We start from the raw sequence: 23,042 nt of genomic DNA, 5'->3' as shown, positions 1-23,042 counted from the left end.
AGATAATATGTTGGACAATAATAAAATTCCTTATGCTGGAAGTCTCGACAACGCGCCAGTATCTAGAGCCGCCACACAACAAAAAATGGATAAGCGCGCACTAGCAGTACGCTCGGTTAGTCCGTCGCAAAAGTACAGCATTGCCGACCGCCTAGAAGCGCAAGCAGTAGCACATGGCGATGCGCCATTTTTGATTTATCAAGGTAAAAGCTACAGCTACAGCGAAGTAGATGCCCAAGCAAGTAAATTTGCTAAAGCGATACAGGCCCGTGGTTTAATGGAAGGTGATGTGTGTGCTATTGCGATTGAAAATCGCCCTGAGTTTTTCTTTGCGTGGTTTGGCTTAACCAAGCTGGGCGTAGTGGTCGCTTTTATTAACACTCAAGTACAAGGCAGCGTGCTTGAACATGCAATTAACACCACAGATGCCAATGTAGTTATTGTTGGTGAAGAATGTGTACAGCGTTTTATTGACACACCAGAGCTGGCAAATAAGTCAATTTGGCTGGTAGGCGATTATGAGGTAGTTGATAAACCGGTACTTCCTCAGTGGATTGATAGCAGCTTTGATAGCGATGTGGCTGCGCGCAGTGGCACAAGTTGTAAGCAGGCACGTGGCTCAACGGTGGGCGAAACCCCAACTTTACTTATTTTTACCTCAGGCACTACCGGGTTACCTAAAGCGGCGATTTACAGCAATATGCGTTGGTTAACCTCGGGTGATGTGATGATTGAAACCATTGATGCCACACCAAATGACGTATTTTATTGTTGTTTACCTTTATACCACGGCGCTGCAGCCACTTCAGTGACTTCAACTGCGCTAGCGGCGGGGTCAAGCATAGTGGTTAGGCGTAAATTTAGTGTTAGGCAATTTTGGGATGATATTCAAACGCATAACATTACCGTTTGCCAATACATAGGTGAGATTTGCCGCTACCTGCTTAACTACGCCGAGGCCACGGGAATTAAGCCAAAAGATCATCAACTGCGCTGCATGTTAGGCGCCGGTTTAACCGAAACTAGTTGGCATCGTTGGCTTGAGTACTTTGGCGAAATGGACGTGCTAGAAGGGTGGGGATCTACCGAAGCGAATACTAACTTACTTAATTTAGATAACTATATTGGTTCGTGTGGTCGCGTGCCGCGCTGGGATCGCACCAATTTTAGGTTAGTTAAATTTGATACCGAAACCGAAACTCATGTTAAAGATGCTAACGGGCATTATGTTTTATGCCAACCTGGCGAAGTAGGGGAAGGGCTGGGAATGATAATTAACATGCCTGATTTTGGTGGTGGCCGCTTTGAGGGCTATACCTCAAAACAAGGTACAGAGCAGAAAATTTTACGCAATGTGTTTCAGCAAGGCGACGCTTACTGGCGCTCAGGTGATTTACTGCGCTACGATGAAAATGGTTACTTTTATTTTGTAGATCGCATTGGTGATACCTATCGCTGGAAAAGTGAAAATGTATCATCGCAAGAAGTGGCTACCGCTTTGGCTGAATACGATGGCGCCGAGCTGGTTAATATTTATGGCGTACAGGTTCCTGAAAATGAGGGACGAGCAGGTATGGCGGCCATTGTTATGCAACCAGGGCGGCAGTTTGATCCACAAGTGTTTTATGCTTTAACCATAGAAAAAGTGCCTAATTACGCCGCCCCTCAGTTTATTAGGGTAAGCAAAGCCGCCGACATGACATCAACCTATAAACTGCGTAAAGTCGACTTACAAAAACAAGGTTATGACCCAGTAGCGTGTAATGAGCCAATTTACATACGTAACGATAAGTTAGGCTGCTACCAGCCATACTGTGAAAGTGCGTTGCAAGCGGCAGGATTTTTACCGTTCTGTAGCAATCAGGAGGAAAAATAATGGGCTTAGCAGGAAACGCCGCGATTGTTGGTGCGGCGCAATATAAACCAGAGAAATACCAAACCGCGCCGCAAATGTTTCATTTAGAACAAGTGGCCGACTTAGCCAATCAAGCATTATTAGATGCTGGGCTACAAAAAAGTGATTTAGATGGTTTGGTTATTAATGGCCCACATTTTCACGAGGCCTCAGTATTTGTGCCGGCAATGGCCGCAGAATATTTAGGAATAGAAGTAAACTTTGCCGAAGTAGTTGATTTAGGCGGCTGTACCGCAGTTGCACAAATTTGGCGTGCAGCGGCAGCGATTGAGCTGGGGTTATGCCAAGCGGTACTGTGTGTTATTCCCGCTCGCATGGCACCAATGGCACCAAATGAAGACCCAGCTTGGATGGCGCAAGCTATGCGTTATGGCGGCCACAGTACGGCATTTGGCGCACCAGAAGCAGAGTTTGATTTGCCCTATGGTCACATGGGGCAAAACACCGGTTATGCAATGATTGCACAGCGTTACGCAGCGCAATATGGCTACGATCAAGCGGCTATGGCTAAAATAGCAGTCGATCAGCGCTTTAATGCGCAATACCACAAAGACGCTATTTTTAAAGGCAAAGAGCTAACTATTGCACAAGTATTAGCTTCTAAAATGGTAGCCGACCCACTGCATGTACTAGAAATAGTCATGCCGGTATCGGGTGGCGCGGCGGTTATTGTGGCCTCTAAAGAAGTGGCTGCAAGAGCGAAAAAACGCCCTGCATTTATTACCGGTTTTGGTGAGCGTTTATCATTTAAATCGCCATCGTATGCGCAAGATATGACAGTGACGCCAGTTGCCGAAGCCGCAAAGCGTGCGTTTACTATGGCCGGGCTGTCGCCTAAAGATATACATGCAGCGCAAATTTATGATTGTTACACCATTACTGTGTTGTTATCACTTGAAGATGCAGGCTTTTGTCCTAAAGGGGAAGGCATGCGCTTTATTAAAGAGCATAACCTCACCTTTAAAGGCGACTTTCCGATGAACACCCACGGCGGGCAACTTAGTTTTGGCCAAGCTGCAGCAGCGGGCGGTTATTCTCAAGTTATTGAGGCTTTCCATCAAATTTCAAACTCTGCCGATCAACGACAGCTAAAAAGGTGTGACAATGTATTTGTTAGTGGCACCGGTGGCGTGATGAGTGAGCAGGGCGCATTGATATTACAAGGAGGCTAGTATGGCAACGTTAAAACCTATGCCAGTCGCAACAAAAATTTCTGCACCATTTTGGCAGGCGCTAAAAGAAAATCAGTTAAAAATTCAGCAATGTAAGCAGTGTGAAGGGTGGGTGTTCTTTCCACGTAATCATTGTAGCCATTGTTTAGCGCACGAGCTGCAGTGGCAGCAAGTGAGCGGTGAGGGCACCTTATATTCATACACCCTTACACGTATTCCAACTATGCCAGAATTTAGTGACGAAATGCCGCAAGCATTAGCCGTGGTCGAACTAGCTCAAGGCGTTCGTATCAATACCACGTTAATAGATGTGGCAGAGCAAGACATTAAAATAGGCATGCCTGTTAAAGCGGTGTTTGATAAAGTGAGTAGCGATGGCGATACCTTGCTACGTTTTACCTCTATTAATAATGCCGGTGGTGTGCGTGAATATATTAATCCGCTCAATGGGCTTGAACGCAACGACAAAGGGCAAGTACAAGTACCGCTAAGTAACCTTGCTGCGCTTTATGCACTGGCCGATAATAAATATACCGACTGGAGTAACGTGGTTGTTGTTGATCAAGACCTGATTAACGCCTTTGCCGATTTATCGGGGGATGATTACTGGTTACATACCGATCCTGAGCGCGCAAAAACAGATAGCCCGTTTAAAACCACCATTGCCCATGGCTCGTTAGTACAAGTGCTGCAGTCACGATTAACGATTGCACTGCCATTTGAAATTATCGGCTTTAATAACATGGTTAACTATGGCTCAAATCGTTTGCGCTTTCCTGCGCCAGTGCCTGCGGGCGCAACTATTTATGGCCGTAGTAAGGTAAAAGACATTAGCGTGTCGCACAAAGGGGTGCAATTAACCCTAGAAATGAACATCCATGTGGTTGGCAATGATAAACCAAGTGTGATCAACGATTTGGTGATCTTTTACCGTTAAACACAGTAAATAATTTGGTAAATATAAAGCCGCTGAGCAACATTATTGCTCAGCGGTTTTTTGTTTTTTTAGTTTTAAGCTTATGACTCTTAATGCTTTTTTTTCGTTTTTTTGGTTAGTCTCAATGGACGATGAAGCATTAGTAATTTGCCCTAATAATGAACCTAATCACAATTTTGTAAGAGAGGGTTCATGGATATTCGCGCATTAGGTTATTTCGTAGCACAGACTGACGCTCCACAAGAGTGGCAACACTACGCAGAGCAAGTATTAGGGATGATGACGGCGCCAACTGACGACGGTGGATTCTACATCAAAATGGATGAGCGCCCATACCGCATGTTGGTTATACCCGGCGCAGACAAGCGCTATTTTGCTTCTGGTTGGGAACTAACAGGTGCAAAAGCTTACAACAACGCTAAACAAACATTACTTGATAAAGGCATTGCCTTTGAAGAGGCTAATAAAGCCTTATGTGAGCAGCGCCGCGTACAAAATATACTCATAGTTAATGACCCAGCTGGTAATCGTCACGAACTGTATTGGGGTCATGTTTCAGACTGCCAACCGTTTACTTCTCCTCAAGGTGTACCCGCTTTTATTACCGGCGATATGGGCCTTGGCCACACCGTACTACCTGCGCCAAATTTTGATGAAACCTTTGCGTTTTTAACCGACGTATTAGGGTTTGAATTATCAGATTTATTTAATTTTAAACCTGCACCAGAGGCCGATCCAATTCGCATTTACTTTATGCATTGTGGCAACGCACGTCACCACAGTTTAGCTATTTGTGAATTTCCGGTACCAAGCGGTTGCGTGCATGCCATGGTCGAAGTTGAAAACATGACAGAAGTAGGCCGCGCTCACGACAGACAACAACAACATCAAGTACAACTGTCGGCCACTTTAGGTCAGCACCTTAACGACAAAATGACCTCATTTTATATGAAAACACCATCAGGCTTCGATTTAGAGTATGGCTTTGGTGGTTTACAAGTTGAAAACTGGGAAGAGCATTGCGCTTTTGAATTTAGCCGAGTGAGCCTGTGGGGCCACGATTTCTCAGTAGGAGAAAAATAATGAATAAAGTAAAAACAACAGCGCAAATGGTGGCTGAGCTAAGTGATGGCATGACAATTGGCATAGGTGGTTGGGGCCCGCGCCGTAAACCAATGGCGCTTATTCGCGAAATTATAAAATCGGATCTTAAAGATCTTACGATTGTGGCGTATGGCGGCGCCGATGTGGGGATGTTATGCGCAGCCGGCAAAGTAAAAAAATTAATCTTTGCGTTTGTATCGCTAGACTTTATTCCACTAGAACCTTTTTTTCGTAAAGCCCGTGAACATGGCGAGCTTGAGCTAATGGAAATTGACGAAGGTATGTTGTTACTTGGCCTTCGTGCTGCGGCGTGGGGCTGTCCTTATATTCCAACTCAAGTTGGTTTAGGTACAGATGTACTTACCCACAACCCAGATATTCAAGTGATTGATAGCCCCTATGACGATAAAGAATGGGTGGCAATGCCAGCGCTTAAACTCGACGCTGCACTGGTACATGTTGATCATGCTGATGAGCGTGGTGTGTGCCAGATTTCAGGTCCAGATCATTACCTAGACGATTGGTTTGTACGCGCAGCAAATAAAAGCTATGTCACCTGCGACAAGCTAGTTAGCAGCGATCATTTTTATGATCGCACAGCGGCAGATAAAGTATTTTGGGAACGCAGCTTAACAACGGCCGTAAGTGAAGTACCTGGGGGCGCGCATCCAAGCAGTTGTCCGCCATTTTACGGCATTGATAATAAACATTTGCTGCAATATAACAAATACGCAAAAGAAGGCGGCTTTAGTGCTTACTTTGATGAGTTTATTAACAATAAATCAGAGCAAGAGTACCAAGCTAAATTAGGCGGCATCGATGCGATCCGCCAAATCCCTAACACAAGTTACTAAGGCAGGACATTAAAATGACAGCAACTCAATACAGCTTGGCAGAATTAATGATTTGTGCCGCAGCAACCGCATTTGATAACGATGGTGAAGTGCTTGCCACCGGCATTGGGGTTATTCCGCGTTTAGCGGCGAGTATTTCTATGAGTACTAACAACCCAGATTTAATGATGACAGACTCAGAAGCCTACTTACTGAGTGAGCCAAATCCGATTGGCGCACGTGGCGATGATTTTGTACAGCGTAACGAAACATGGATGGGTTTTTCACGCATTTTTGACAATGTGTGGAGCCGTAAACGCCACGCCATGATAGGGCCAACGCAAATTGATAAGTACGGGCAAAGTAATATTTCAGCCCTAGGGGGCGACTACGATAAACCTAAAATACAAATGTTAGGCGTACGTGGTTTACCGGGTAACTCAATTAGCCATGCTAACTCGTTTTTTGTACCAAGCCACAGTAAACGCGTATTTGTAGAGCAAGAATGTGATGTGGTGTGCTCAATTGGTTACAACCCAGCACGTTTGCCAAAAGGTTATCAGCTATCGGATGTCGATATTCGTTTAGTGATCACCGATATTTGTGTGATGGATTGGCAAGGTCCAGAGCATCAATTGCGCTTAGTGAGCGTTCACCCTGGTGTGAGTGTACAAGAAGTAATTGAAAAAACAGGCTTTGAAATTCACGTTGAGGCAAACACTCCAACCACACCAGCACCTACAGCTGAGCAGTTAGCATTAATTGCTAAATTGGATCCGCACAATATTAGAGCTAAACAGCTAAAAGACAACCCACCGGGTGTACGCCCAGAGGAGTCGTAATGAGTGAAGTTCAAACAATAGATGACGTAGTGTTATACGAAGTGCGCGCTCAAGTGGCGGTTATTACCATGGATCGTCCTGAATATAACAACGCGCAAAACTCGCAAATGACCTACGCGCTAGATAAGGCTTTTCAGCTTGCGTGTAACGACGACGAAGTAAAAGTAATTGTACTTGCCGGTAACGGCAAGCACTTTTCTGCTGGTCATGACATTGGCACCCCTGGGCGCGATGTTGATAAAAGCTTTGATCGTACTAACCTTTTTTACGATCACGCTAATAAGCCCGGCGGTGAGTTTTTATATGCTCGCGAGCACGAAGTGTATTTAGGAATGTGTCGTCGCTGGCGCGATTTGCCTAAGCCAACGATTGCTATGGTACAAGGTGCCTGTGTGGCTGGTGGCTTAATGCTGGCGTGGGTATGTGATTTAATTATTGCCGATGACAAAGCATTTTTCTCTGATCCGGTCGTGCGCATGGGTATTCCTGGGGTTGAGTATTTTGCGCATGTGCACGAGCTTAATCCACGTATTGCCAAAGAGTTTTTATTTACCGGCGATCGTATGTCGGCAGACCGTGCTTATCAAATGGGCATGGTGAATCGCGTAGTGCCAAGGGATAATTTAGAAGAGACGACCTTTACTTTAGCTAATCAGATTGCACAAATGCCACGACTGGGTTTGCAATTAACTAAGCAAGTAATTAATAACGCCGAAGATTTAATGGGTAAACGTTCAACCATGGATATGGCGTTTGGTTTGCATCATTTTGCGCATGCGCATAACGAAACAATATCGGGTGACCGCTTAGGTGGCTTTGACGCGAAAGCGATGGCTCAAGCCAATAAATCAGCAGCCAAGGAAAAATAAATATGAGCACAGAGCACAATAATGCCGATGGCCGCTGGAATACGCCGTTAACAGAGGCACTGGGCTGTCGTTATCCGATTATTCAAACGGCGATGGGCTGGGTCTCTGATGCAAACTTAGTAATAGCAACAACGCGTGCGGGCGGTTTTGGTTTTTTAGCTGGCGCGACGATGAACACTGAAGAAGTGGAAAGTGCCATAAAAAAAGTAATTGCTGCCACAGGGACCAGTAATTTTGGTCTTAATTTTCATATGTTTCAAGAAAACGCGCAGCAATGTCTTGATTTAGCTATTAGTTACAAATTGCGTGCGGTGAGCTACGGACGCGGCCCCGATAAAGCCACTATTGAGCGACTCAAAGCGGCAGGTGTGCTGTGCATTCCCACCGTAGGCGCAGTAAAGCATGCAGTAAAAGCGGTTGCCATGGGCGCCGATATGATCACCATTCAAGGCAGTGAAGGGGGCGGTCATACTGGCAGCGTACCGAGCACTATTTTGTTACCGCAAGTGTTAAATGCGGTGTCGGTACCAGTAATTGCCGCAGGGGGATTTTCGTGCGGGCGTGGTTTGGCCTCAGTATTAGGCGCAGGCGCTGCAGGTATGGCAATGGGCACGCGCTTTTTGCTGACCTGCGATGCACCCACGCCAAAAGTCACCCAGCAGCGTTATCTTGATACTAAAGACAGTGCCGATATTCGCATTTCTACCGCGGTAGATGGCCTGCGTCACCGGATGATCAACACGCCATTTATTGATGATTTAGAGCGCTCGGGTGGTGTTAAGCGCTTATGGTTGGCACTAAAAAGTGCGCGCCATTGGCAAAAAGAAACCGGCATGACATCGCTGCATATGCTCAAAGTGTTTTTTAATGGCCTGCGTGAAGATCCCAAAGCTGCAGCAACATTGGTAATGTCGGCTAATCAACCGGTGTTAATTCAAAAATCTATGGTTGAAGGTAAACCCGACGAAGGTATTTTACCCAGCGGCCAAGTGGCGGCGGTAATAAATAACTTACCTAGCGTTGAGACACTAATAAACGAAATTATCGCCGAGGCAGACACCTGTCTTGAGCAATTGTTAATCCGCCGGACTAACCGGTCAGTCGAAGAAGAGGCCTAAGCTATGAACCCAGCATTTAAAAGCCATATCGAAAACGGTATCGCCGAAATAATTATAAATAAAGCACCGGTAAATGCACTCGACAGTGCTGAATGGCAAGCGCTCGCCGATCTGATCAACAGTATTGGCCAAAATTTGGCTGCTCGGGTATTAATTATTCGCTCAGAAGGGCGTGGTTTTTGTGCCGGTGTTGATATTAAAGAGTTAGATAAATACCCAGAGCGTATTGTTAGCGTTAACGCCGGTAATTACGAAACGTTTAAAGCGGTACATTTGTGTCCAATACCAGTAATAGTTGCGCTGCATGGTTATGTGCTGGGTGGCGGTATTGGTATTACTGGTGCGGCCGATATTGTGGTGGCGTCAGAATGTACCACTTTTGCGCTACCAGAAGTAGATCGTGGCGCTATGGGCGGCGGCGCGCATTTACAGCGCTTATTTCCGGTGCAAAAAGTACGTTACTTGTTTTTTACTGGCGAAACTATTTCGGTACAAGATGCCGATAGATACGGCTTTATTGAACGCATTGTACCTAAAGAGCAATTACGCGATACCGCGCTGGAAATTGCCAGCAAAATTGCCGCAAAAAGCTCCGATATGATCCGCATTGCTAAAGAAAGCCTAAATGGTATTGAAGACGGTGACCTAGAAGCTAAATACCGTTGGGAGCAAGGGTTTACGCTGCAAGCTTATACCAGCCCAGATTCTGCTGAAACCCGCCGCGCGTTTGTAGACAAACGCGAAGCGAATTTTTGAGGCCGACTATGAAACTAACTTATACAACAGAGCAACAAAATTTCCGTATGGAAGTGCGTCAGTGGCTTGCAGAAAATGTACCTGCAGAAAAACTGCCCACTTACGACACCAAAGCAGGCTTTGAGCTGCACCGCCAATGGGAGCGCAAGCTACATAAAGCGGGTTTTTCAATGGTTATGTGGCCTAAAGAATATGGCGGCCGCGGGTGTAACTTAATTGACTGGCTTATTTTTGAAGAAGAATACTACGGCGCAGGTGCACCAGGGCGAGTAAATCAAAATGGCCAGCTATTACTTGGCTCTACTTTACTTGAATTTGGTACAGAGCAGCAAAAGTCGCACTTTTTACCACGTATGGCATCAAGTGAAGACATGTGGGCGCAAGCCTGGTCTGAACCTAATGCGGGCTCAGATATGGCCAACATTAGTAGTAAAGCAATTCGCAATGGCGACCATTACATTGTGAATGGCCAAAAAACCTGGTCTACCCGTGCTACTTATGCCGATTGGGCATTTGGCTTGTTTCGCTCAGAAGCCGGTTCGCAGCGCCACCATGGTTTATCTTTTTTAATGGTACCGCTGGATGCACAGGGCGTAACTATTCGCCCAATTAAAGCGCTGGATGGCGAAGATGCCTTTGCAGAAATATTCTTTGATAACGTCAAAGTGCCGGTTGAACACCGCATTGGCGAAGAAGGCAAAGGCTGGCATGTGGCAATGGCAACGGCAGGTTTTGAGCGTGGTTTGTTGCTGCGCTCACCAGCGCGTTTTCAACAACCTGTGCGCAAACTAGTGCAGCTGTACCGGGATAACAAAGCGGCTGCCGATCGCGATCCAGCCATTGGTGCTGCGGTGGCTAAATGTTGGGCTGATGCAGAAGCCTATGCGCTGTCGGCTTACAACACTGTAGGACGTATTAGTCATGGCGATAAAATTGGCGCTGAATCGAGCCTAAATAAAGTGTTTTGGTCAGAGCTAGATTTGCTCATTCATCAAACGGCGATGGATATTTTGGGTACTTGTGGTGAGTTACTCTCATCGGCAGCACTTGCCGAGGAGCATGGTTATTGGTTAAACGGCTTTTTATTCTCTCAAGCTGGGCCAATTTATGCGGGTGCCAATGAAATTCAACGAAATATTGTTGCTGAGCGTATGCTTGGCCTACCTAGATAGCGAGTGAAACTATGGATTTTACCTTTACTGAAGACCAATTAATGTTTCGTGAAGCTATCAGCCGTTTTTTAATGACTGAAGCAGCACCAGAAACACTACGCGAAATATGGGAAACCGACGCGGGTCGCTCTCCCGAATTAAGAAATAAAATGGCAGAGCAAGGGCTTACTGCGCTATCAGTGCCAGAGCAGTTTGGCGGTTTGGGAATGGGCGATATAGCGTGGTCATTAATGACCCAAGAGCTAGGTTATTACGCTATTCCTGATTCGCTTGCCGATACGGCTTATGTAGGCAGTGGCGTATTTTCAGCCCTTGATGATAGCGTGGCTTGTAAAGCTGATTACTTAGCTAAAATTTGTGATGGCGAGCTGCGCTTAGCTATTGGCCATCAATGCAGTGAGCTGGTATCGGATGCACATTTAGCGCAGGTGCTACTTATGCAACACGCTGATGAAGTGCATTTAGTACCGTGTGAGCAAGTGGATAACGTCGTTAATTTAAGTATTGATTCGTCGCGCCGCTTATCGCAAGTAACTTGGCAGCCAACAGCCGAAACCTGTATTGCACAGGGCGAGGCGGGCAAAAAAATATGGAATGACACGCTTAATCGCGGGGCGCTCTCGGTTGCTGGGCAATTACTCGGTTTAGCGCAGCGCATGCTCGATTTAACCGTTGATTATAGTGTACAGCGTAAACAGTTTGGCAAAGCAATTGGTAGCTTTCAGGCTGTTAAGCACCATTTGGCTGATGTAGCAGGAAAAATTGAAATTGCAAAACCAGTACTGTATCGCGCGGCGTGTTCGCTAGAAAATAACCACCCTTTAACAGACGTGCATGTTTCACAAGCGCGTAATTTTTGCAGCGAAGCAGCCGCACTTGCAGCGCGCCACGGGATTCAAATCCACGGTGCTATGGGTTATACCTGGGAAGTAGACCTGCAAATGTTTATGAAACGCAGTTGGGCATTAAACAACACCTGGGGTGACAGTATTTTTCATCGTGCACGAGTGCAAGATTATGTACTTAACTCTGATGTCGATTTGGCTCCTTCTAAAACTTTTGAGGCGATACTATGACCCATGCATATATTGTAGACGCACTGCGTACACCTACAGGCAGACGCAAAGGGGGCCTTGCCCATGTGCATGCCATAGACTTAGGTGCAGCAGTATTAAAACCTTTGGTTGAGCGCAATAACATACCAGCAGAAGATTACGATGATGTGATTTTTGGCTGTGTAGACACGATAGGCTCGCAAGCAGGAAACATTGCCCGCACCAGTTGGTTAGCGGCGGGACTAGCAATGAATGTACCGGGTACAACGGTTGATAGACAATGTGGCTCATCGCAACAAGCCGTGCATTTTGCTGCGCAAGCGATTATGAGCGGCACGCAAGATGTGATAGCGGTAGGGGGCGTGCAAACAATGACGCAAATTCCTATTTCGTCAGCAATGCTTGCCGGGCAACCACTTGGCTTTAGTACGCCATTTGCAGAGAGTAAATTGTGGGAAGCACGCTTTGGCGATGCGCCGGTAAATCAGTTTTATGCCGCTCAGCGCATTGCTGATCATTGGGGTATAAGCCGCGCCGATATGGAAGTGTTTGCGCTAGAAAGTCATCGCCGTGCATTAGCAGCCGCAGCAGAGGGACGCTTTGATCGCGAAATAGTGGCGATTGAAGGATTAACATTTGATGAAACACCTAGAGAAAGTAGTTTGGCTAAAATGGCAGAACTTGAGCCGGTTGACCCTACTTACCCAAGTATTACCGCAGCGGTTTCGAGCTCAGTGTGCGATGCATCAGCAGCAATGCTTATTGTGTCTGAGCGCGCATTAAAAAAATATAACCTGACCCCAAGAGCGCGTATTCATCATGTTAGTGTGCTGGGAGATGATCCTATTTGGCACCTTAGAGCACCTATTCCAGCTACTATCGCGGCATTAAAAAAAGCGAATCTTACGCTTGATGATATTGATTTAGTAGAAATTAATGAAGCGTTTGCCTCTGTAGTAATGGCATGGCTAAAAGAAACCGGTTACAGCCATGAAAAAACTAATGTTAATGGTGGTGCCATTGCACTGGGCCACCCCCTTGGCGCTACCGGCGTGCGCTTAATGACCGGATTATTACATGAATTAGAGCGTACAGGCGGGCGTTATGGCCTACAAACAATGTGCGAAGGCGGCGGTTTAGCCAATGTCACTATCATTGAACGATTATAATTAAGGAGAAAGGTATGGGTATTTGCCAACAGCGTACAGTTATTATTACCGGAAGTGGCGGTGGATTAGGCCGTGCTTATGCACTTGCCTTTGCCGCAGAAGGCGCCAATGTGGTAGTGAACGACATTCGTCTTGATGCTGCAAAAGCAGTGGTTGATGAAATTATTACTGCCGGCGGTAAAGCAATTGCTAATAGCAGCGATATTACTACCACGGCTACGGCGCAGCAGATAGTAGATGATGCCATTGCCGCTTTTGGCGAAGTGCATGTGCTAGTTAACAATGCCGGCGTACTGCGCGATGGTATGTTTGTTAATTCAGATGAAGATGCCTGGGATATGGTAATGCGAGTGCACCTTAAAGGGCACTTTTGTTTAGCCAATATTTTAAGCCGTCGCTGGCGCGATCAGTCAAAAGCAGGTAACCCAGTAGCTGCACGTATTATAAACACCAGCTCGGGCGCAGGCTTACAAGGCTCGGTAGGGCAAGCAAACTATTCTGCGGCAAAAGGCGGTGTTGCTACGCTTACTTTAGTACAAGCGTCGGAATTGGCGCGTTACGGTATTACTGCTAATGCATTGGCACCGGCAGCACGCACCGCAATGACCGAATCAGCAATGCCTGATCTAGTGAAAAAGCCAGAAGATGATAGCTTTGATGCTTGGGCACCAGAAAATGTAGCGCCGCTGGTTGTTTGGTTAGGCAGTGAGGCATCATCTACCGTAACAGGGCAAATATTTGAAACGCAAGGCGGGCGTATCTCATTATGTGATGGCTGGCGCACTGGGCCTACTATTGATAAAGGCGCACGCTTAAATGTAAATGAAATTGCCGGCGTGATTGATCAATTAAATGCCCAAGCTGTGGTACCACAAAAGGTATGGGGTAGTAAATAATGACTAAGATAGATTTAGATAGACGACGACTTATACAGGCGTGCGGCGCAATTGGTGGTGCGTCTATGCTAGGTTTATCACTTGCAAGTCAAGCATCGGCGGCTGCAACAGTTAACACTCCTAAACAGCCGCTTGGTGACTACGACAGTTGGGATATGTCGACCATGGCGGATTTATTACGCCAAGGCGATATTAGCCCATTAGAATTAACCGACAGTGCAATTGCAAGGTTTGAAACAAATGCTGCGCTTAATATGATAGCCGTTAATCATTTTGAGCAAGCGCGTGAGCAAGCACAAAAGTTAAACCAATTAAGCACTGCACAGCGAACAGCTAAAATGGCCAGCGCGCCGCTGTTGGGAGTGCCGTTTGCGCTTAAAGATTTAGGCGTAACTATGGCCGGTACTATTACCACTAATGGTTGTCGTTTTTTTAAAGATAACCGTGTGGCTGAAAATTCAACCTTAGTTAATCGCTATCAAGCTGCGGGACTAAATATTATGGCTAAGCTTACCAGCCCTGAGTTTGGTCAAACGCCTACAGGTGAGTCGAGCTTACATGGCGACACGCTTAACCCGTGGGATACCCGCTATAGCAGTGGTGGCTCCTCGGCAGGCTCTGCAGTGGCGGTTGCCGCGAGAATTTTACCCGCAGCTCATGGTAGCGATGGTGGCGGCTCTATTCGTATACCTGCATCGCATTGTGGACTATTTGGGCTCAAACCAAGCCGTGGCCGTGTGGCATCTGGCCCCACTAACTTAGAAAGCTCAATGGGGTTATCGGTTCATCATGCGCTTACCCGCAGTGTGCGCGACAGTGCATTGCTGCTGCAGCTAACACAAGGGGCAGAGCCAGGGTCGCGTGTTACCCTGCCCAACGATAATATGTTAGCTGCGGTTAACGCCAAACCAAAGCCTCTTAAAATAGCATTAATGCAAAGCCATCCGTTTGGTTACCCTGTGCATCAAGATTGTAGCGACGCCTTAGATAAAACCGTTAAATTACTGACTAGTTTAGGCCATATTGTTGAAGTAGCACAGCCAACCTTGCCACTTGAGCAAATGTTTAACGGCATGGGCATAGCCACTTCAAGCGGTATGCTTAATGCGGTACAAGCTAGAGAATTAAAAATAGGGCGTGCAGCACGCGAAAACGAATTTGAAGCCATTGTTTGGGGACACCTGCAGCGGGCTAAAGAATTTACAGCTCAGCAAATGCTAGCCGCCCGCAGTGCCTTTGATCAAGGCGGGCAAGCTTTTGACGTGTTTTTTAACGACTACGACTTTATTTTGACGCCAGTGACCACAGCGCCACCACCCAAAATTGGTGAGCTTAGTTTAAATCAACCCTACGACTCATTTGTGCAACAGGTATTAAAAGCATCACCCATTGCAGCGTTATTTAATATGACAGGTTTACCAGCAATGTCGGTGCCACTGCATTGGAATAAGAATGGCTTGCCAATTGGTGTGCAGTTTGCCGGTGCGTATGGCAGTGAGGCGCAGTTGCTTACGCTGGCCGCGCAATTAGAGCAAGCCGCTCCGTGGGCAGATAAAAGGCCGCCTATATTAAGCTAAGGCACAAAATATAGAGATGCTAAGCAGCAAAAGAGCCAACTAGGCTCTTTTTTAGTTGTAAAGTAGTAACTATACGGCATTAATTCAGTTGCAGTTAACTATCGTAATGAGTTAGCAGTAGCTGCAATCAGCTTGGTTGTTAAATATTAGGCAAAAAAAAGCCCAGCTAAGCTGGGCTATAAAATATTCTAAGGAGAAGTGCTTAATTTTGGGTTACAGTAAATTGCCCAAAAGTATAAACTTTAAACAAATAAAATGTATTGATTAACACCAAACTCATATTCGAAACAATACTCGACGACATAAGATCTAAGCTAAATGATAAAAATAGCAAACCACAGGCACTAACCGCGGCAATACGCAGTAATGTGAGTTGGTTAATAAAGAATGCACCTAAACCTAGTGCAAGTAATATCGTGTTTAAAAGCCAATCTAGCTCGTTCAGCATGGTAGTTTCAATAGTTCATTTGTTGAAAAAAGGAGCGCCATTATGTTGATCTTTTGCACACCTTTCAACCAAGTAATTTTAAATTTTCAGATTAGTTTTTTTAATGCTGAAAGTAAGCTTTTATTGCCGCAATAATTCCATTATCGGCAATTACTTTATATTTTTGACAGCTTTTTGAGTTAACCGTATTAGTACATAAATAAAGTGCCTTACGCTTACTGTCTAGCTGTGGCTGTAAGTTTGAATCGAGGAGCGTTGCGCCGTAACCAAATACCCCAGGCCAATAAATGCTATTACTCACCATACCTAATTTATGATAACTAAGCAGTGTAGGCTTAGGGATTATAATTATTATAAATAGTAATAGTCCAAGCGTGGCCAGCAAGCTGCTTTTAGACTTTTGCGCTGCTTTATTGTTAGCGCTTGTATTAGCACTTTGTTTAATATTATTAGGCTTTGTAGTCGTACTGCGGTTTTGCTTGTTTTTTGTTGTTTTTGTACTTCTAGGTGCTTTACCTAGTAATGATTGTTTTTTTGTATTTGTAGACATAAAGCAAATCTGGCCTTTTTGGTGTAGTTCTCTATAATAAATAATTGTATTTAAAGCAAATGATAGCATTTGCAAACATTGCTTTTAGCCTATAAGGATCAAATATGAACACGCAGCTTGCAATTTTAATCGTTGATGACGTTAGTACTGTGCGCAGCTTTTTAAGCCAAACATTGATGCATTTAGGCATAGAAAACGTAAAAGAAGCATCAACTGCCGCACAATGTATTAATGAGTGTCGTGCTGCAAATTATAACATGATTTTTTTAGATATAGAGTTACCTGATGGCGATGGTAAAGAGTTAATTGAGCAAATTAATCAACTGAACCCAGAAACAAACGTGGTTATGGTGTCGGCGCACTCAGGGGTTGAAAATGTAAAAGATGCAATTGATAAAGGGGCTAAAGGTTTTGTGGTAAAGCCTTTCTCTCCTAAAAAAATAGCAGCTATGCTGAAAAAGTTTTATCCCGAGCTAGAAGGGGTTTAATAACTTACGCGCCATTTTATTAAAAGCGCTTATTTAAGCGCAACTGCCCTAAATAAGAATATGTGATGATGGTGCTGTGTGAATTGGCTACATACCTGTTTAACGCTATAAGTATTAAATATTAAGCAAAAAAAAACCGGCCAAGGCCGGTTTTTATATTCTTGCAAAAACAAATTATAGTGCTTTAATTTTAGCAGCTATGCGGCTCTTATGACGAGCAGCTTTGTTTTTGTGAATTAGACCCTTAGTTGCGTAACGGTCTAGGATAGGTGTAGCAACAGAAAAAGCTTGCTGTGCAGCTTCTTTATCACCAGCTTCAATAGCTACGATTACTTTTTTGAAGTAAGTACGCATCATTGAACGACGACTTGCGTTGTGCTGACGGTTTTTTTCGCTTGTAATAGCGCGTTTTTTTGCAGACTTGATGTTAGCCAAGGTTTGCTCCTAACAATCTTAAATAAAGCTTAAATTAAAGGCCGTGGAATATGCCTGTTTTTATCATGAATGTCAATTTAATTTTGACAATCCAAGAAAAACTGCTCCTTATAACGAACATCAATTTGCCGCTCTAGCAGTTAATATCGACATTGTAACAAAGCATGAGGATTCAGCCTAGTGCTTTAAAGCGATTTATAAAAAAGACTATGGCATAATTACTTATCTTAATGATTTTTAGTGTGGGTTTGCGGTGTCAAAAGGTTTATTTCGCTCCGGTATGATTGTTAGTTGTATGACAATGATATCGCGTATTTTAGGGTTAGTTCGCGATGCGGTTGTTGCAAACCTCCTGGGAGCCGGTGCTGCGGCCGATGTTTTTTTGTTTGCTAATCGAATTCCTAACTTTTTACGTCGTTTATTTGCAGAAGGTGCGTTTGCTCAAGCATTTGTACCTGTATTAAGCGAAATAAAAGAGCAGCAAGGCGACGACAAGGTTAAACTTTTTGTTGCGCAAGCAGCAGGAACCTTAGGCACTATTTTATTAATAGTGACAATTGTAGGTGTGGTTGCGTCTCCGGTTATTGCTGCACTATTTGGCACAGGTTGGTTTATAGATTGGTGGCAAGGTGGCCCTGATGGCGAAAAGTTTGAACTTGCCAGTGCATTATTAAAGCTGACATTTCCGTATTTGTTTTTTGTAAGCCTTGTGGCGCTAAGTGGGGCGGTTATGAATGTATATAACCGCTTTGCTGTGGCTGCGTTTACCCCAGTGTTATTAAATATATCTATTATTTTGTGTGCTATTTTTTTACATGACCAATTTTCGGTAGGTGCATATGCATTAGCTATCGGTGTATTTATTGGTGGTGTGGTGCAATTACTGTTTCAGTTGCCTTTTTTATATCGGGCAAAAATGTTGGCGCGGCCGCGCTGGGCTTGGCAAGACGAAAATGTAAAAAAAGTACGTAAATTAATGCTGCCTGCTTTGTTTGGGGTCTCTATTAGCCAAATAAACTTATTGCTCGATACCGTTATTGCTTCATTACTCATGACCGGCTCAATTGCTTGGTTATATTACTCAGACCGTTTAATAGAGTTTCCGCTGGGATTATTTGGTATTGGTATAGCAACGGTTATTTTACCGGCACTGTCAAAATTACACAGTAGTAAAAAAAGCAGCGATTTTCAGCATACCTTAGATTGGGGGGTGCGTTTTGTAATATTTTTGGGCCTGCCTGCTATGATAGGGTTAATGATTATTAGCCCACTTATTATTACTGTGTTGTTTGATCATGGTGCATTTAAAGAAGCGGGGATTGATCATGTTAAAGCGGTGAGCTTAGGGGTAATGGCTTATTCGGTTGGTTTAGTCAGCTTTATGCTAATAAAGGTATTAGCCCCTGGATTTTACGCCCGCCAAGATACTAAAACCCCAGTGCGCATTGGTATTATTACCTTGGTACTTAATATGGTGTTTAATATAATGCTTGCGCCTTTTATTGGCTATTTAGGATTGGCATTAGCTACTTCAATGTCGGCAAGTTGTAATGCATTTTTGCTTTACAGGCAGCTTAAAAAAGAAAATGTGTATCAGTTTTCGTCAATGAGCTTATATTTTACCCTTAAATGCTTTGTTGCAAGTATTGTTATGGGGTTACTGGTTTGGTTTACCAGCGAGCAGTATAGTTGGACGACTTGGCACTTTGGCGAACAGGTTATTTTACTCCTAGTGTTGCTAGCAATTGCAGGGTTAAGTTACTTTACGCTGTTATTTTTGATGGGTGTGCGACTAAATACGATAAAAAGTGTAGCAATTACTGAATCGAACTAAAAAAAAGATTATAATCGGCAACTCTGCAACTTCATTCAATTTTGAGTTGTGAATTAATAACTCGCTTAAAAAGGCATTGGGTGGCATGGAGTTAATTAGAGGTATACACAATATTCGCTCACAACATTTTGGTTGTGTGCTTACTATTGGTAATTTTGATGGTGTTCACTTAGGTCATGCTGAAGTATTAAAAGGCTTACTTATTGATGCTAAAGCAAATAATTTACCTAGTACGGTAATGTTGTTTGAGCCTCAACCACAAGAGTTTTTTGCTAAAAGTAATGCGCCAGCGCGTTTAACTCGCTTACGAGATAAACTGCTATTGCTCAGCGAGTTAGGTATTGAACGAGTTATTTGTATTAGCTTTAATCAGCAATTTGCAAATATGCATGCAGAGCAATTTGTTAGTGATATTTTAATTAAAAAGCTAGGCGTTAAAGCATTAACGGTTGGTGATGATTTTAGATTTGGCAAGCAGCGACAAGGTAATTTTGACTTACTAGTAAGTATGGGCAAACAAGCGAGCATGGATGTTAAAAGCACCGCGAGTTTTCGCCAATTAAATGCTAGAGTAAGCAGTACTTTAATTCGTGAAGCGCTTGCCGCTGGTGATTTAAGCACTGCAAAGGTAATGCTTGGTCACAACTATGCCATTTCGGGGCGTGTTATACATGGTTGGAAACGTGGCCGAGAGCTGGGTTTTAGAACCGCAAATATAGCGCTTAAACGTCAAGTTTGCCCGGTAAATGGGGTGTTTGCTGTGCAAGCAACCATAGCAGGGAAACAAGTTTATGGGGTTGCCAATATAGGCAATAAGCCCACCTTTAATGGAACTCGTGCCTTATTAGAAGTTCATCTTTTTGATTTTGCACAAGACATTTATGGACAATTTATGCATGTGGAGTTGATTAAAAAACTCCGCGATGAGAAAAAATTCGAGACATTAACACAATTAACGGCGCAAATAGCAACTGACGTTGCCGCCGCTAAGCAGTGTTTTGGTTTAAATTAGGTAGCCGATAGATACGGAATGTAGGATTAATGAGCGACTATAAACATACTTTGAACTTACCGGAAACACCGTTTCCAATGCGTGGCAATTTGGCACAACGTGAACCAAAAATGCTAAAAGCATGGTATGAAGACGACCTATATGGTCAAATTCGCAGTGCTAAAAAAGGTAAAAAAACCTTTATTTTGCATGATGGACCTCCGTATGCAAACGGCGATATCCATTTAGGCCATTCAGTAAATAAAATATTAAAAGATATTATTGTTAAGTCTAAAACCTTATCTGACTTTGACTCGCCATTAGTACCTGGTTGGGATTGTCATGGTTTACCAATAGAATTAATGGTTGAGAAAAAAGTTGGCAAGCCAGGCGTTAAAGTAACCGCGAGCGAGTTTCGCGAAAAGTGCCGTGCATACGCTAAAAAGCAAGTTGAAGGTCAAAAGGTCGACTTTAAACGTTTAGGTGTATTTGCCGATTGGGACAAGCCTTACTTAACCATGAACTTTGATTTTGAAGCGAATGCTATTCGTGTACTTGGTCGTATTATTGAAAAAGGCCATTTACATAAAGGCGCTAAGCCTGTGCATTGGTGTACCGATTGTGGTTCTGCTTTAGCCGAAGCCGAAGTTGAATACCAAGATAAGCAATCACCAGCAATAGACGTACGCTTTATTTTTAACGACCAAGACGCAGTAGTAAGTGCGTTTGATTTAGCTGATGGTCATAAAGGTGCAGGTAAAGTTGGTACTGTTATTTGGACTACCACTCCGTGGACGCTGCCTGCTAACCGAGCAGTAGCAGTACATGCAGAATTAGAATATGCACTAGTACAAGTTGATGACGAAGGTAAGCAGCAACGCTTAATATTAGGCTCTGAGCTCGTTAAAGATGCAATGGACCGTTTTGGTTTTAATCAATTTCATGTATTAGGTTATGTTAAAGGTGCGGCACTTGAAAATTTACAAGTAGCACACCCTTTTTATGACTTTAGTGTTCCTGTAATTGTAGCTGAACATGTTACGACCGACTCAGGTACGGGTGTTGTACATACGGCTCCAGGGCATGGTCAAGAAGATTTCGTGGCTGGACTTGAATACAAACTAGAAGTGGCTAACCCGGTTGGCGCAAATGGTGTGTACTTGCCAGACACTGAGTTATTTGCCGGTCAGCATGTGTTTAAAGCTAACGCGAGCATTGTTGAAGTGCTTAAAGAGCATGGCGCATTAATGCATCACCATGCTATTACGCATAGTTACCCACATTGCTGGCGTCATAAAACGCCAATTATTTTCCGTGCTACACCACAGTGGTTTATTAGTATGGATCAGGCTAATTTGCGTCAAGACTCATTAAACGAAATTAAAAACACGCAGTGGTTACCAGAGTGGGGCGAAAGCCGCATTGCAAACATGGTTGAGGGCCGTCCAGATTGGTGTATATCACGCCAACGCACTTGGGGTGTACCAATTGCATTGTTTGCTGATAAAGACACCGGTGCTATTCATCCAAATACGCAAGAGTTAATTGAACAAGCAGCACAATTGGTTGAAAAGTCAGGTATTCAAGCATGGTACGATTTAGACCCAGCGACACTGTTAGGTGAAGAAGATGCTAAGCAATACATGAAAGTGCAAGACACTCTCGATGTATGGTTTGACTCGGGCGTATCGCATGCGTGTGTTGTTGATGCGCGTGAAGACTTAACTGGTCCTGCCGATTTATACCTTGAAGGTTCTGATCAGCATCGTGGTTGGTTTATGTCGTCTATGATGACATCGGTCGCTATTAACGGCCATGCACCATACCGCCAAGTACTTACTCATGGTTTTACCGTTGATGAAAACGGTCGTAAAATGTCTAAGTCGTTAGGTAATGTTATTTCACCACAAAATGTGATGAATAAACTAGGCGCCGATATTTTACGCTTGTGGGTTGCCTCTACCGATTACACCGCAGAAATGACGGTGTCGGATGAAATATTTAACCGCTCAGCAGATCGTTACCGCCGAATTCGTAACACTAGTCGTTACTTATTAGCTAACCTAAATGGTTTTGATCCAAAAACAGATCAAGTAGCTGTTAATGATATGGTTGAGCTTGATAAGTGGATTGTTGGCCGTGCAGCACAATTACAAACAGAAATTTTAGCTGCCTACGATAGCTACCAAATGCTGTTAGTAACGCAAAAGCTAATGAACTTTTGTACCGGTGAGCTTGGCTCGTTCTATTTAGACGTAATTAAAGACCGCCAATACACAGCTAAGAGTGACAGCCACGCACGTCGTTCTTGTCAAACAGCGCTGTACCATATTGCTGAAGCAATGACGCGTTGGATGGCACCAATTATGAGCTTTACTGCTCAAGAAATTTGGGAAGCATTACCGGGTGAGCGTAGTGACTACGTATTTACATCAACCTGGTACGAAGGCTTACAAGCTCCTACTAACAGCCAATTTAGTAACGATGATTGGTTAGAAATTCTAACAGTGCGCGATGAAGTAAACCGCCTATTAGAAGCTGCACGTAAAGAAGAAGTGATTGGTGCAACGCTCCAAGCAACTGTTAATTTATATACAGGCAAAGCGCTCGCAGCTAAATTATTAGCACTTGGCGACGAGCTGCGTTTTGTATTTTTAACATCAGCAGTAAACGTAACCGAAGTTGATAGCCAGCCGGCAGATACACAAACTACCGAAATTGATGGTCTTTATATTAGTGTTGCTGCAACCGACGCACAAAAGTGTGAGCGTTGTTGGCATTATAGCGCTGATGTAGGTGTTGAGCCTGCTCACCCTGAAATTTGTGGACGCTGTGTAAGCAATGTTGACGGTGAAGGCGAGCAACGTCAATTCGCTTAGGA

21 protein-coding genes are annotated in these 23,042 nt (G+C 44.2%); 18 read left to right on the top strand and 3 right to left on the bottom strand.

Going from position 1 to position 23,042, the window contains the following annotated elements:
* Positions 1–7: 7 nt before the first annotated feature.
* The 14 genes from I6F41_RS03590 (at position 8) to I6F41_RS03525 (ending at position 15,415) form a co-directional block, all read left to right on the top strand.
* Positions 8–1,876, top strand: a complete 1,869-nt coding sequence (locus tag I6F41_RS03590) for a long-chain-acyl-CoA synthetase (protein WP_197107681.1) — start codon at positions 8–10, stop codon at positions 1,874–1,876.
* Positions 1,876–3,087 (top strand): thiolase family protein, encoded by a 1,212-nt coding sequence (locus I6F41_RS03585; protein ID WP_011327590.1) that lies wholly within the window; start codon positions 1,876–1,878, stop codon positions 3,085–3,087. Before I6F41_RS03590 ends, I6F41_RS03585 begins: the two co-directional genes overlap by 1 nt.
* A gap of 1 nt (position 3,088) precedes the next feature.
* Entirely contained in the window at positions 3,089–4,024 is a 936-nt protein-coding gene (locus I6F41_RS03580; RefSeq protein ID WP_197107679.1) for a bifunctional OB-fold nucleic acid binding domain-containing protein/MaoC family dehydratase, read from the top strand.
* 192 nt (positions 4,025–4,216) lie between these two features.
* On the top strand, positions 4,217–5,107 hold the full coding sequence (locus I6F41_RS03575) for a VOC family protein (RefSeq protein ID WP_011327592.1): 891 nt from the start codon (positions 4,217–4,219) through the stop codon (positions 5,105–5,107).
* Positions 5,107–5,982, top strand: a complete 876-nt coding sequence (locus tag I6F41_RS03570; RefSeq protein WP_011327593.1) for a CoA transferase subunit A — start codon at positions 5,107–5,109, stop codon at positions 5,980–5,982. Before I6F41_RS03575 ends, I6F41_RS03570 begins: the two co-directional genes overlap by 1 nt.
* A 14-nt stretch (positions 5,983–5,996) precedes the next feature.
* Positions 5,997–6,803 carry an acyl CoA--acetate/3-ketoacid CoA transferase subunit beta gene (locus I6F41_RS03565; RefSeq protein ID WP_011327594.1) on the top strand — a complete coding sequence of 269 codons (807 nt, stop codon included), beginning with the start codon at positions 5,997–5,999 and terminating at the stop codon, positions 6,801–6,803.
* The gene (locus I6F41_RS03560) at positions 6,803–7,672 is read left to right on the top strand and encodes an enoyl-CoA hydratase (RefSeq protein ID WP_011327595.1); all 870 of its coding nucleotides are present in this window, start codon (positions 6,803–6,805) and stop codon (positions 7,670–7,672) included. The genes I6F41_RS03565 and I6F41_RS03560 overlap by 1 nt, the downstream gene beginning before the upstream one ends.
* A 2-nt stretch (positions 7,673–7,674) precedes the next feature.
* Positions 7,675–8,790, top strand: coding sequence for an NAD(P)H-dependent flavin oxidoreductase (locus I6F41_RS03555; RefSeq protein ID WP_197107677.1), 1,116 nt, complete (start codon positions 7,675–7,677; stop codon positions 8,788–8,790).
* A gap of 3 nt (positions 8,791–8,793) precedes the next feature.
* Complete coding sequence (locus I6F41_RS03550) at positions 8,794–9,546, top strand: enoyl-CoA hydratase family protein (RefSeq protein WP_089367916.1); 753 nt, start codon at positions 8,794–8,796, stop codon at positions 9,544–9,546.
* 8 nt (positions 9,547–9,554) lie between these two features.
* Positions 9,555–10,718, top strand: coding sequence for an acyl-CoA dehydrogenase family protein (locus I6F41_RS03545; RefSeq protein ID WP_011327598.1), 1,164 nt, complete (start codon positions 9,555–9,557; stop codon positions 10,716–10,718).
* Positions 10,719–10,729: 11 nt separating this feature from the next.
* Entirely contained in the window at positions 10,730–11,794 is a 1,065-nt protein-coding gene (locus tag I6F41_RS03540) for an acyl-CoA dehydrogenase family protein (RefSeq protein WP_182683970.1), read from the top strand.
* Positions 11,791–12,942: an acetyl-CoA C-acetyltransferase gene (locus tag I6F41_RS03535; protein ID WP_197107675.1), complete on the top strand. Its 1,152-nt coding sequence runs from the start codon at positions 11,791–11,793 to the stop codon at positions 12,940–12,942. The genes I6F41_RS03540 and I6F41_RS03535 overlap by 4 nt, the downstream gene beginning before the upstream one ends.
* Positions 12,943–12,956: 14 nt before the next feature.
* Entirely contained in the window at positions 12,957–13,838 is an 882-nt protein-coding gene (locus I6F41_RS03530) for an SDR family oxidoreductase (RefSeq protein WP_197107673.1), read from the top strand.
* On the top strand, positions 13,838–15,415 hold the full coding sequence (locus I6F41_RS03525) for an amidase (protein WP_197107671.1): 1,578 nt from the start codon (positions 13,838–13,840) through the stop codon (positions 15,413–15,415). Before I6F41_RS03530 ends, I6F41_RS03525 begins: the two co-directional genes overlap by 1 nt.
* A gap of 202 nt (positions 15,416–15,617) precedes the next feature.
* Here I6F41_RS03525 and I6F41_RS03520 read toward each other — a convergent pair whose 3' ends face one another.
* Both I6F41_RS03520 and I6F41_RS03515 read right to left on the bottom strand, forming a co-directional pair.
* Entirely contained in the window at positions 15,618–15,863 is a 246-nt protein-coding gene (locus tag I6F41_RS03520; RefSeq protein WP_011327603.1) for a hypothetical protein, read from the bottom strand.
* Positions 15,864–15,963: 100 nt separating this feature from the next.
* Positions 15,964–16,413 carry a hypothetical protein gene (locus tag I6F41_RS03515; RefSeq protein WP_197107669.1) on the bottom strand — a complete coding sequence of 150 codons (450 nt, stop codon included), beginning with the start codon at positions 16,411–16,413 and terminating at the stop codon, positions 15,964–15,966.
* 104 nt (positions 16,414–16,517) lie between these two features.
* Here I6F41_RS03515 and I6F41_RS03510 point away from each other — a divergent pair, with 104 nt between their 5' ends.
* On the top strand, positions 16,518–16,901 hold the full coding sequence (locus tag I6F41_RS03510) for a response regulator (RefSeq protein WP_011327605.1): 384 nt from the start codon (positions 16,518–16,520) through the stop codon (positions 16,899–16,901).
* A gap of 174 nt (positions 16,902–17,075) precedes the next feature.
* Here I6F41_RS03510 and rpsT read toward each other — a convergent pair whose 3' ends face one another.
* Positions 17,076–17,336: a 30S ribosomal protein S20 gene (rpsT, locus tag I6F41_RS03505; RefSeq protein ID WP_002958225.1), complete on the bottom strand. Its 261-nt coding sequence runs from the start codon at positions 17,334–17,336 to the stop codon at positions 17,076–17,078.
* 295 nt (positions 17,337–17,631) lie between these two features.
* Here rpsT and murJ point away from each other — a divergent pair, with 295 nt between their 5' ends.
* The 3 genes from murJ to ileS all read left to right on the top strand — a co-directional run bounded on the left by murJ (position 17,632) and on the right by ileS (position 23,040).
* Positions 17,632–19,170: a murein biosynthesis integral membrane protein MurJ gene (gene murJ, locus I6F41_RS03500; protein WP_442960620.1), complete on the top strand. Its 1,539-nt coding sequence runs from the start codon at positions 17,632–17,634 to the stop codon at positions 19,168–19,170.
* A gap of 85 nt (positions 19,171–19,255) precedes the next feature.
* Positions 19,256–20,182, top strand: coding sequence for a bifunctional riboflavin kinase/FAD synthetase (ribF, locus tag I6F41_RS03495; RefSeq protein WP_011327607.1), 927 nt, complete (start codon positions 19,256–19,258; stop codon positions 20,180–20,182).
* A 29-nt stretch (positions 20,183–20,211) separates the two neighbouring features.
* Positions 20,212–23,040 carry an isoleucine--tRNA ligase gene (gene ileS, locus I6F41_RS03490; protein ID WP_197107667.1) on the top strand — a complete coding sequence of 943 codons (2,829 nt, stop codon included), beginning with the start codon at positions 20,212–20,214 and terminating at the stop codon, positions 23,038–23,040.
* Positions 23,041–23,042: the final 2 nt, after the last annotated feature.

It is taken from the genome of Pseudoalteromonas sp. SCQQ13, assembly GCF_015864415.1.
Classification (GTDB): domain Bacteria; phylum Pseudomonadota; class Gammaproteobacteria; order Enterobacterales; family Alteromonadaceae; genus Pseudoalteromonas; species Pseudoalteromonas nigrifaciens.
This window is presented reverse-complemented; position numbering and strand designations above follow the sequence as displayed.

What these genes read in the sequence shown, in the direction of transcription:
- I6F41_RS03510 (WP_011327605.1), top strand. Translation starts at nt 16,518, where the DNA reads ATGAACACGCAGCTTGCAATTTTAATCGTTGATGACGTTAGTACTGTG.
- I6F41_RS03580 (WP_197107679.1), top strand. Translation starts at nt 3,089, where the DNA reads ATGGCAACGTTAAAACCTATGCCAGTCGCAACAAAAATTTCTGCACCA.
- I6F41_RS03550 (WP_089367916.1), top strand. Translation starts at nt 8,794, where the DNA reads ATGAACCCAGCATTTAAAAGCCATATCGAAAACGGTATCGCCGAAATA.
- I6F41_RS03575 (WP_011327592.1), top strand. Translation starts at nt 4,217, where the DNA reads ATGGATATTCGCGCATTAGGTTATTTCGTAGCACAGACTGACGCTCCA.
- I6F41_RS03590 (WP_197107681.1), top strand. Translation starts at nt 8, where the DNA reads ATGTTGGACAATAATAAAATTCCTTATGCTGGAAGTCTCGACAACGCG.
- I6F41_RS03585 (WP_011327590.1), top strand. Translation starts at nt 1,876, where the DNA reads ATGGGCTTAGCAGGAAACGCCGCGATTGTTGGTGCGGCGCAATATAAA.
- I6F41_RS03540 (WP_182683970.1), top strand. Translation starts at nt 10,730, where the DNA reads ATGGATTTTACCTTTACTGAAGACCAATTAATGTTTCGTGAAGCTATC.
- I6F41_RS03530 (WP_197107673.1), top strand. Translation starts at nt 12,957, where the DNA reads ATGGGTATTTGCCAACAGCGTACAGTTATTATTACCGGAAGTGGCGGT.
- I6F41_RS03525 (WP_197107671.1), top strand. Translation starts at nt 13,838, where the DNA reads ATGACTAAGATAGATTTAGATAGACGACGACTTATACAGGCGTGCGGC.
- ileS (WP_197107667.1), top strand. Translation starts at nt 20,212, where the DNA reads ATGAGCGACTATAAACATACTTTGAACTTACCGGAAACACCGTTTCCA.
- I6F41_RS03560 (WP_011327595.1), top strand. Translation starts at nt 6,803, where the DNA reads ATGAGTGAAGTTCAAACAATAGATGACGTAGTGTTATACGAAGTGCGC.
- I6F41_RS03565 (WP_011327594.1), top strand. Translation starts at nt 5,997, where the DNA reads ATGACAGCAACTCAATACAGCTTGGCAGAATTAATGATTTGTGCCGCA.
- I6F41_RS03520 (WP_011327603.1), bottom strand. Translation starts at nt 15,863, where the DNA reads ATGCTGAACGAGCTAGATTGGCTTTTAAACACGATATTACTTGCACTA.
- ribF (WP_011327607.1), top strand. Translation starts at nt 19,256, where the DNA reads ATGGAGTTAATTAGAGGTATACACAATATTCGCTCACAACATTTTGGT.
- I6F41_RS03555 (WP_197107677.1), top strand. Translation starts at nt 7,675, where the DNA reads ATGAGCACAGAGCACAATAATGCCGATGGCCGCTGGAATACGCCGTTA.
- I6F41_RS03515 (WP_197107669.1), bottom strand. Translation starts at nt 16,413, where the DNA reads ATGTCTACAAATACAAAAAAACAATCATTACTAGGTAAAGCACCTAGA.
- I6F41_RS03570 (WP_011327593.1), top strand. Translation starts at nt 5,107, where the DNA reads ATGAATAAAGTAAAAACAACAGCGCAAATGGTGGCTGAGCTAAGTGAT.
- murJ (WP_442960620.1), top strand. Translation starts at nt 17,632, where the DNA reads ATGACAATGATATCGCGTATTTTAGGGTTAGTTCGCGATGCGGTTGTT.
- I6F41_RS03545 (WP_011327598.1), top strand. Translation starts at nt 9,555, where the DNA reads ATGAAACTAACTTATACAACAGAGCAACAAAATTTCCGTATGGAAGTG.
- I6F41_RS03535 (WP_197107675.1), top strand. Translation starts at nt 11,791, where the DNA reads ATGACCCATGCATATATTGTAGACGCACTGCGTACACCTACAGGCAGA.